We start from the raw sequence: 9675 nt of genomic DNA, 5'->3' as shown, positions 1-9675 counted from the left end.
GAAGCGCCCCCGCCGCCCGGCAGGCGAGGACCTTCGACTCCTGACATCCCCAAATCGTCTGCGGGATGCTTGGTGAAGTCGGGCTGCACCGGGAGATCACACGATCAGGCGACCAGCGCACGCTCACGGAGGAGGACACCATGGCCGATCCGATCGTTGTCGGAGTCGACGAACATTCCGCCCTCTCTGCAGTCACATGGGCCGCGCGGGAAGCGGTTCTGCGAGGCGCGTCCCTGACGCTGGTGTCCGTCACGGCCCGCCCCGGTTCCGCCGGTGTCCCGATCGAGGCGCCCGCCGGGGTCTTCGAGGGCGCCGACGAGGACGCGGAAACGCTTCTGGCGCGAGCCAAGGCGATCGCGATGACAGTCGTACAAGGGCGCTCACTCGAGATCACTTCGGTGCATAGCATCGGATCACCCGTACCCGAACTGCTCTCGCGCGGTCGGAATCAGCTCGGATGCTGGTTGTGGGAACTCACCGGCATGGGCCCGTCGAGCGGCTGATTCTCGGGTCGGTCAGCGCCGCCGCTGTCGCGCACGCCCACTGTCCCGTGGCGGTCGTACGCGAACTCCCGCATGTACAGCCACACCAGATACCCGGTCCAGTCGTGGTCGGGGTCGACGGGACGGCAAGCAGCATACCCGCGATCGACCTCGCGTTCGAAGAAGCAGCACTCCGAAATGTCGACCTTGTAGCCGTACACGCATGGTCAGACATTGACCTGCACAAAGTCCGCGGCAGTCGCGATTTCGCATGGGACACCGTTCGCACGCGTGAAACCGCCGCACTCTCCGAGAGCTTGGCAGGGCATGTACAGGATTACCCGGACGTGAAGGTTCGACCGGTGGTCGTCGCGGACCGCCCGGCACACAATCTGCGCAAGCACGCAGAAACCGCGCAACTGCTCGTCGTGGGTCGCCGTGGTCGCGGTGGATTCCCGGGCATGTTGCTGGGATCGACCAGCAGAACGCTTACCCACTGGGTCAGTTGTCCGCTCATCGTCGTCCACTAATCGGCAACACTTCACCGTCATGCCCGCTCTCGAACAACAACACAGTCAGGCCGAACGACATTGTCACTGCGGTCGCCGAACGGAAGCCATGGCGGGCCGGCACTGAACATCGCAGACGCGAACGCCGACGGCGCTCCTGCGAAGTCGATCGTCCTCGCCGAACGCTGTTGCGGGCCGGGGCAAGCCGAGGCCCTCGCGGAGTTGAGCAAAGACACATGCGCTCGCATGCGCTGATAGCAGATTATCGGATGTGCGGTCCACCGGTTCCCCGTCCGTGGGCTGGGTTCAAACCAGAACCAGAGAAAACATCTGATGCGATGAAAGGGGCGGGGCAGTACGATCCGGCATGGAGATGACCTAGGACTCTTCCGGCGGGAGGACGAACAACCGCACAGTTGTACTACTAACGCCAATTGCGGAGCTCGATGGAAGCGGAAGCGGACCGACAGTCATGCCCGAAAGACAGTACCCACACCCTGTCGCCGACACTGCATACCGACGGCGACGGTGCACCGATCCCTCGTATACGTGGATTCGCCACCTACCCGGTGGTGTTCTCGTCGGCGCAATCGTCGCAGCAATTGCCATCAGCCTTTTCATCTGGCTCGCAACGGAGCCGGGGGCATCGGCACGATGCGTCCTGCAGTCACGGCAACGCTGATACCGCACTTGTCAGACGTTCATATCGATACGCCGACCAGGGACCGCACAATCTCGCTCGGCCGCGCCGCCGGCGGAAACACGAAGAGCAATTCGCCGTCATTCAGTCCCGTCGCGGTGTAAGGGGAGTATGGGGAAGCGTCTCGGATCGTTCGCCTACGCTGCCGGACCAGAGCCACTGCTCTCCATCGCACGTTCCTGACCTCGACCCGTCGGTCCACGTCATGGCTCAGCTCTTGCCCGACCGACAGGAGTACGGAACCGACACGAAAGCTTGGGAGCCGGGACGCTCCCCGCTACCCGCCTGTGTCATTCATGAATTGTGCGCACTCGCCGACTGTCGGTTTCGGAGGCCGATTGCACACGCTCCGGGAGAAAAATTCGACAGTGCACACAACTTCGTCGGCGACACGTATCGGAAATCAGGTGCATTCGTCGCGGCCGCAGAGGAACTGACTACCAGCAAGGTCGTGGTGGACGAGTGGGTGGTGCTGGTGACCCCAGCGTGGTCTCGGCGATTTCGGTCTCACTGCCGCGCCCCTGCGCGATGCGGGATCGTCTCCAATCCGGTCCGCACGTCCTATCGTGGATACGTGCAGGTGCACGGCCGCACACGGCGGGACGAGGGTGGTGATCGATGAACTTCCGCTCCAGCTATCGGCACGGTTTCCTCCGCGCGGCAGCCTGCACCATTCCCACGGCAATTGTCCAACCCGGGGTGAACGCGGTGTCCGTTCTGCGTGCCGCACGCGCCTGCCATGACGAGGGCGTCGGGTTGGCGGTATTCCCGGAACTGACACTCTCGGGTTACTCGGTGGACGACCTTCTGATGCAGGACACCGTGCTCGACGCCGCCGAGCAGGCGTTGGGTCAGGTAGTAACCGGCTCGGCGGAGTTGTTGCCCGTCCTCCTGGTCGGCCTGCCCGCACGCCACGGGCATCGGGCGTACAACGTTGTCGCCGTGATTCATCGCGGACGCCTACTGGGTGCGGTCCCGAAGTCGTATCTGCCCACTTACCGTGAATTTTACGAGCGACGGCAGCTCGCGCCCGGGGACGACCTGCGCGGTCGCACGACCCGGCTCGGCGGAACGGAGGTGCCGTTCGGCCCCGACCTGCTGTTCGAAGCCGGCGACGTTCCCGGATTCACGTTTCATGTCGAGGTGTGCGAGGACATGTGGGTTCCCATTCCACCGAGCGCCGAGGCGGCGTTGGCCGGTGCCACCGTGCTGGCCAACCTCTCCGGAAGTCCCGTCACAATCGGACGGGCCGAAGAACGCCGACTGCTGGTTCGGTCAGCGTCCGCCCGCTGCCTGGCCGCGTACATCTATTGCGCCGCAGGTCCGGGCGAGTCGACCACGGACCTGTCCTGGGACGGACAGACCCTGATCTACGAGAACGGGGTGCCGCTCGCAGAGGCAGAACGGTTCTCGCGGGGGCGCCAACGCGCCGTCGCCGACATCGACCTGCAGCTTCTGCGCAGTGAGCGGACCCGCATGGGGACGTTCGACGACAACCGGCGGCAACACAGCGCACGAGGCGAGTCGTTGCGCCGCATCACCTTCGAGTTGCATCCCCCCTCCGAGGACATCGGCCTGCACCGCCGAATCAGCCGATATCCCTTCGTCCCCGCCGACCCCGCCCGGCTCGAACAAGACTGCTACGAGGCGTACAACATTCAGGTCGCAGGGCTCGAACAACGACTGCGGGCGCGACCGGGATCGAAGGTCGTGATCGGGGTCTCCGGCGGCCTGGACTCCACCCAAGCGCTGATCGTGGCCGCCAAGGTGATGGACCGCCTCGGCCGGCCACGACGAGACATCCTCGCCTACGCCCTGCCCGGCTTCGCCACCAGCGACCGAACACGCACCAACGCGAGCCGGCTCAGCGCGGCACTCGGCGTCGACCTCACCGAGATCGACATCACGCCGACGGCACGGCTCATGCTCAGCGAACTGGGCCATCCCTTTGCCCGTGGAATTCCGCTGTACGACATCACCTTCGAGAACGTTCAGGCGGGTCTGCGCACCGACTACCTGTTCCGCGCCGCCAATCAACGCGGCGGACTCGTCCTCGGCACGGGCGACCTCTCCGAGATCGCACTCGGCTGGTCGACCTACGGGGTGGGCGATCACATGTCTCATTACAACGTCAACTCGGGAATCCCGAAGACCCTGATACAACACCTCATCCGATGGGTCGTGACGACCAACCAATTCTCCGATGACGTGTCACACACCCTCGCGCGAGTACTGAACACCGTGATCAGCCCCGAGCTGATTCCCGCCGCACCCGGTGAGCCGCCCCAAAGCACCCAAACCACGATCGGACCCTACGACCTCCACGACTTCTTCCTCTTCCACGCACTCCGTTACGGATTCACCCCCTCGAAGACTGCCTTCATCGCCTGGCACGCCTGGCACGACCCAGCCGGCGGCGACTGGCCACCCGGATACCCGCCCTCTACCCGAGTCGCCTACCAACTTCCCGACATCCGGCAGTGGCTGACGGTGTTCGTCGAACGTTTCTTCGGGTTCAGCCAATTCAAGCGATCGGCGATGCCGAACGGTCCCAAGGTCAGCCTGGGAGGATCACTGTCCCCCCGGGGAGACTGGCGCGCGCCCTCGGACGCCTCCGCCCGCATCTGGCTCGACGAACTCGAGCGCAATGTCCCCACACACTGGGAATGATCGCCCAGCTGCGCTCTGGGAGCGCGGGCCTCGTGCGGCACGAGGACCAGCCCGACGACCAAGCCTCCAACCCGAAGATCCCGCTCTGTCCCGCACATCGAGTTATCGACAGATGCTCAGATGGAAGGACTCGCGCAGAGTATTTCGGTAAACCCCCACAGCAGAGCATATTTCTGGTTCGGACAGCCGCGATCTCGGAGGGAAGGTTCCATCGACGATGGTCTCACGCACCAGGGTCGGCAACCCGTTCCGCCGTACCGGTCGCTCAATGTGCGGGCGTTTCGGTTCGTGGGAGTTCCGTGAGGCCTCCGAGGACTACTACCGCGAGATGGATGCGATGAAACAGGACCTCATTCAGTGGTATCGGTCCGGGAACTACGACAAGCCGTGCCTGGTGGTGTGGGTCGGCGACCCGGCGAGCGATTGCACTCGACGACGGTACGGACTCGTATGAGGTGCTCCGACAAGGCCGTGTACCAGCGCGTATGCGCGTTCGAGCACGGGATCCGACCGAACACAGTCGGCAAGAGAGGTTTCGCACTCGGCCACGTCGCGGGTGCACTACACCACGCGCAAGGCCATGCCTGAACCCCCAACGGACGCAAGGTTCCGCAGAATCGGCTATCAGCCCTCCGACAGAGCGAGATCCCCAACCACCCACGCCGACAATCGACCGCCAAGGACGTCACCGATCCAACGGTGAAGCGAATCCAGTTGGCACAGACATTCGGGTGTGATCAGGATCGATGTACGCCTGCATAGCCCGCACACGCAACGTGATGATCGCCAGTGGGTCGAGCGAGATTCTGAATCAACGCAATATCGAGATCTTCGGCCACCGCTTCAAGAAGCGCCGCCAACAATCGGCTGATGAACACCGACCAGACCCCGGCTTCACCGCGATAGCCCCGAAAAGAGGGCCACTTCGATGACGATTCTGTACTGATCGGACTGCAGATCCGGTCTCCGAGGAGAATCGGACAGATCATTTTCAGAGGACCGGTGCGATTGGGAGGCCTCGAATTCGATAGTCGACGAGGGCCTGTCAACGACGGTTTGGAATTGACATCTCACTGCCGAAATCCCTGTTGGGTGACTGTGGCGACGAGATCCCCTGAGGCGGAGTAGATCAGACCGCGTGCGGTACCTAGCCCGTGTGCGGTGCTGTGTGGACTGTCCTGAACGTACAACAACCATTCACCTATGTGCACGTCTTGGTGAAACCACAAGGCGTGGTCCACACTTGCCACCTTCTGTTCGCCGGAACGGCGAAGGTCGCCACGTGTATTTGCGATTACAGGAAGTAACGACCGATCGGAAGCAAACGCCACAATCGCCCGGTGCAGATTTTGTGATGCCGTAGACCTGAGCGCTTCGGCACGGAACCAGAAGCGCCGAAGCGCCGGATCGTCACCGTCGTCTATGTACCTCACATCCAACGGCCTGGATGCGGTGCGCCACCGGGTGCGGGTCGGCCAATTTATCCCGTCCGGAGGTACCGAGGGGTCCCGGTGACGCTGATGAAGTGGCAACAACGATTCGGGATCGGGCGACGGCGGTGGGGACTTGGAGACCACATCTTGCAGCGGGCGAGCCTCGGTAAAGGATGCTTGGAAGGTCATCAGTTCCCGAGCTCCCTGGTGTGCGGTGACCGATCGGGTCGAGAAAGATCTTCCGTCCCTGATACGGGTGACGGAATAGTTGATGGACTCCCCCGGCCGTCCGGGACGCAGGAAGTATGCATGCAGCGAGTTCGTTATTCGGCTGTCGTCCACCGTGCCGGTAGCCGCGAGAAGCGCCTGGGCCAGGAGATGCCCGCCGAATACTCGTTGATCGAAGCCGTCTGGTGGATGTCCGACGAAGCGATCCGCAGCGACCGCAGTCAGCGCCAGTCGGGCGGCGAGTGAGGTCGTATTCACCATGCCGCGGATAGATGAGTCGTCGCCATCTACGCAATCGGTGGGTCCCGTCAGCTTCTCATCGGCTCGTCGAACGCTGCTTTTTGTCTCCATAGACAGTACTCTATAGAGTATGTAACTATGGTCACAAGGCATGGAGGCCGGTGATTCGGCGCACTTCGAATCCGAATCCGGTCGCTGAGCCGCTTCGGGCCTGGGGTGCATGACCCCTTTCGCACTATTCGCTGCACAGGAGTTGACAGATATGCAGAAGCAGTCAGATACGGCTATCGCGCGACCGCTGCTCGCGCCCAAGAGTGTGGCCATTGTGGGCGCCTCGGATGATCCGACGAAGACGACGGCCCGACCGCAACAGTTCCTGGCGCAGGCCGGATATGAGGGGCAGGCCTATTTCGTCAATCCGCGGCGGGAGACGGTGCAGGGAGTGAAGGCGTGGCCGAGTTTGTCTTCGCTGCCGGAGGTTCCCGAGCACGTGTACATCATGACCGGTGCGGAGGCCGCGATCGAGGCGGTCCGCGAGTGCGCCCGCCTCGGCGTCGCTGTGGCGACGGTGCTCTCGTCCGGTTTCGCCGAGGAAGGCTCGGAGGGGCAGGAACGGGAAGATCGCCTGCGTGCCGCGGCGGCGGAAGGCATCGTGCGGGTGGTGGGTCCGAGCAGCCTGGGCGTGGTCAATCCCCGCAACGGTGTGATGCTCACGGGTAACGCCGCGTTCGGCGAACCGGACATCCCCCAGGGCGGCATCTTCGTGGCATCGCAGTCCGGCAGCGTGATCGGGTCTCTGGTCAGCCGGGCTCGCGGTCGGGGAATCGGGTTCGCCGGCCTGGTGTCGACCGGTGGCGAGGCCGATCTGTCGTTGGGTTCGATCTGCGAGGCCACCCTCGACGATCCTGGGGTGACCTCGTATGCGTTGTTCCTCGAATCGCTGCGCCATTCCGAGGACCTGGCGTCGTTCGCACATGCCGCCCAGAAGGCCGGTAAGCCGGTTGCGGTGTATAAGCTGGGACGCTCGGAAGAGGCTGCCGCACTGTCGGTGTCACACACCGGCGCGCTTGCGGGTGAGGACAGCGAGTCGGAGGCCTTCTTCCGGGCCTGCGGTTTCGCCCGCGTGAACAACTTCGAGTCGCTGGTCGAGGCGCCGGCTCTGCTGAAGCGGGTCGGGACGGCCGACCAGCCGCGGACACCCCGGATCGGTGTAGTCACCACCACAGGCGGCGGTGCGGCGATCATGGTGGACCAGTTGGCTATTCGGGGAATGACGATCGCCGGTCCGAGCGAGCAGCTGGTCGCCGACATGAACGCGGCAGGGGCTCCCATCCCCCACAGCTTGATTGCGGACCTGGGCCTGGCCGGGGCCCGGCACGACGTGGTGACCACGGCGCTGCGGTTGCTCCAGGACAGCGGTGAGTTCGACCTGATCGTCTTCGTCATCGGTTCGTCCGCCCGTTTGAACCCGGAACTGGCCGTGCAGGCGATTTCCGAGAGCGGGGGGCACGAGGTCCCGGTGGTGGCGTTCGCGTTGCCCGAGGCGCCCGAGGCCGCCGAACTCCTCAATCGTTCAGGAGTCCCGGCGTTCCGGACTCCTGAGTCGTGCGCCGATGTGGTGGCGGCGGCGTTCACGCGCGTGTCGGCGACCATCGGTGAGGGTGCTCGCTTCGCCGTCGATGCGGCCGCGAACACCGAAGTCCTCGACGAAAAGGTGTCGGCGGATCTGCTGACGCGCCAGGGTGTGGCCTTCGCGCCGTCGGTGGCGGTGTCGGTCGACGAACTCGACTGCGACCTCGGGCTTCCGTTCGCCTATCCGGTGGTCGTGAAGGTGCTCTCGGACAAGGTGCCGCACAAGAGCGATGCCGGCGGCGTGGTCCTCGGGGTCACCGATGACGAGGGAGTGCGGCGCGCGGCCCGGGAGATCGTGGCCAACGTCGCCGGCTACGACCCGGGCGTGGTGGTCGACCGAGTGCTCGTCCAGAAGATGGCGCCGAAGGGTCTGGCCGACGCTCTCGTGGGATACCGGGTCTCGCCCGATGTCGGGCCGATGGTGGTGCTGTCGACCGGTGGCGTGCTCGCCGAGATCTTCGCCGATTCGGCGGTGCGGCTCGCGCCGGTGGATGCCGCGACGGCGCGGGAGATGATCGACGAGGTCAAGGGACTCTCGGTCGTCACCGGATACAGGGGTCTGCCCGAGGGTGACGTCGCGGCCCTGACGGAGACCATCGTCGGCCTGTCCCGGCTGGCGATCGACGATCCCGACGTCCTCGAGGCGGAGGTGAACCCGCTGTCGATCGGTGCCGCAGGCACGGGCGTGGTTGCGCTCGACGCTCTCGTTCGGCGGATCCCGGTGGCCGCGGGCGCGTCCGCGGCCACCGAGTCCGTGGCGGTGCCTGCACGGAGCTGACGAACTTCCCCTGCCAGCTGCCACCTGCCACATCCCCAGGGGATCGGGCAGGTGGCAGCGTTGCGTCGGGGGTACTGGCCGAGAGGACGTTAGGATGGGTTTCGGCCGTGCCCAGCGTGCTCAGAGACTGCAGCGGCGTACGACCGGGTGCGTACGCGAGGAGGAGCACAGGCAGATGCCGAGAGACGATCCGGACTACATCGAGTCGGTCAGCAAGGCGTTTCAAGTGATCGAGGCGTTCAGCGCCGAGCATCCCGCCCTGACCATTTCGGAGGCGTCCGCGCTGACCGGGCTGACCCGCCCCACGGTGCGGCGGATCCTACTCACGTTGGTGCGACTGGGCTTCGCATCACCCGCGGAGAACAAGACCTTCGTGCTGACGCCGCAAATGATGCGACTCGGGTACGCCTACCTGTCGTCGACGCCGGTGTGGGATCACGCGATGCCCTACATGCGCGATCTTGCCGATTCGGTGCGGGAGTCGGTGTCTTTGGCGGTCCTGGACGCTCCCGATATCGTGTACGTGGCCCGCGTTCCGGCGGCCCGGTCGATGACGATCACGTTGACCGTGGGAGCCCGGCTGCCGGCGTATCCCACGTCGTTGGGCCGGGTGCTGTTGGCCTCGTTGTCGCCGCAGGCGCTGGACGAGTATCTCGCGAGCACCGAACTCCGACGATTGACGCCCACAACGATTTGCGATCCGGACGAGCTGCGTGAGGAATTGGCCCGGGTCCGCAAGCAAGGTTTCGCGATCATCGACGGCGAGCGGGAGGAAGGGGTGCGGTCGGCGGCCGTGCCCGTGCACGATCATCAGGGCCGCCCGATCATGGCGCTGAACGTCTCTGCCAATGCGGCACGGGTGACGGTGCAGTCTCTGGAAGAGGAGGTGGTTCCGCAGTTGCTCCGTACTGCGGAGACCATCTCGAGTCACAGCCGCTTTTCGCGGCATCACACCGCCTCGGGCTGACACATCAATACGGGCGCAGACCCGGCAAAGGATCTG

At 64.5% G+C, this 9675-nt stretch carries 6 protein-coding genes and 1 pseudogene; 6 read left to right on the top strand and 1 reads right to left on the bottom strand.

All coding sequences use genetic code 11. From position 1 onward, the window contains the following. The first annotated feature begins 140 nt into the window (after positions 1-140). The 3 genes and pseudogenes from G9373_RS36345 to G9373_RS36330 all read left to right on the top strand — a co-directional run bounded on the left by G9373_RS36345 (position 141) and on the right by G9373_RS36330 (position 4815). Positions 141-1012 (top strand): annotated as a pseudogene (locus G9373_RS36345) (universal stress protein). 1297 nt (positions 1013-2309) lie between these two features. After that, entirely contained in the window at positions 2310-4361 is a 2052-nt protein-coding gene (locus tag G9373_RS36340) for an NAD(+) synthase (RefSeq protein WP_133986633.1), read from the top strand. 217 nt (positions 4362-4578) lie between these two features. Further along, entirely contained in the window at positions 4579-4815 is a 237-nt protein-coding gene (locus G9373_RS36330) for a hypothetical protein (protein ID WP_005571572.1), read from the top strand. A 616-nt stretch (positions 4816-5431) separates the two neighbouring features. Here the strand turns inward: G9373_RS36330 and G9373_RS36325 are convergent. Continuing rightward, positions 5432-6136, bottom strand: coding sequence for an acyl-CoA thioesterase domain-containing protein (locus tag G9373_RS36325; RefSeq protein ID WP_248949841.1), 705 nt, complete (start codon positions 6134-6136; stop codon positions 5432-5434). Between G9373_RS36325 and G9373_RS47035 the strand changes: the two genes are divergently transcribed. The 3 genes from G9373_RS47035 to G9373_RS36315 all read left to right on the top strand — a co-directional run bounded on the left by G9373_RS47035 (position 6104) and on the right by G9373_RS36315 (position 9639). Next, positions 6104-6268, top strand: coding sequence for a hypothetical protein (locus G9373_RS47035; protein ID WP_240960934.1), 165 nt, complete (start codon positions 6104-6106; stop codon positions 6266-6268). The genes G9373_RS36325 and G9373_RS47035 overlap by 33 nt on opposite strands. Positions 6269-6524: 256 nt before the next feature. Continuing rightward, positions 6525-8672 (top strand): acetate--CoA ligase family protein, encoded by a 2148-nt coding sequence (locus G9373_RS36320; RefSeq protein WP_005571574.1) that lies wholly within the window; start codon positions 6525-6527, stop codon positions 8670-8672. A gap of 175 nt (positions 8673-8847) precedes the next feature. Beyond that, complete coding sequence (locus tag G9373_RS36315) at positions 8848-9639, top strand: IclR family transcriptional regulator C-terminal domain-containing protein (RefSeq protein ID WP_005242619.1); 792 nt, start codon at positions 8848-8850, stop codon at positions 9637-9639. Positions 9640-9675 lie beyond the last annotated feature (36 nt).

This window comes from Rhodococcus sp. A14 (assembly GCF_011603105.1).
Classification (GTDB): Bacteria; Actinomycetota; Actinomycetes; order Mycobacteriales; family Mycobacteriaceae; genus Rhodococcus_F; species Rhodococcus_F opacus.
This window is presented reverse-complemented; position numbering and strand designations above follow the sequence as displayed.

Coding starts and splice junctions, on each gene's coding strand:
- G9373_RS36340 (WP_133986633.1), top strand. CDS start 2,310: ATGAACTTCCGCTCCAGCTATCGGCACGGTTTCCTCCGCGCGGCAGCC.
- G9373_RS36330 (WP_005571572.1), top strand. CDS start 4,579: ATGGTCTCACGCACCAGGGTCGGCAACCCGTTCCGCCGTACCGGTCGC.
- G9373_RS47035 (WP_240960934.1), top strand. CDS start 6,104: ATGCAGCGAGTTCGTTATTCGGCTGTCGTCCACCGTGCCGGTAGCCGC.
- G9373_RS36320 (WP_005571574.1), top strand. CDS start 6,525: ATGCAGAAGCAGTCAGATACGGCTATCGCGCGACCGCTGCTCGCGCCC.
- G9373_RS36315 (WP_005242619.1), top strand. CDS start 8,848: ATGCCGAGAGACGATCCGGACTACATCGAGTCGGTCAGCAAGGCGTTT.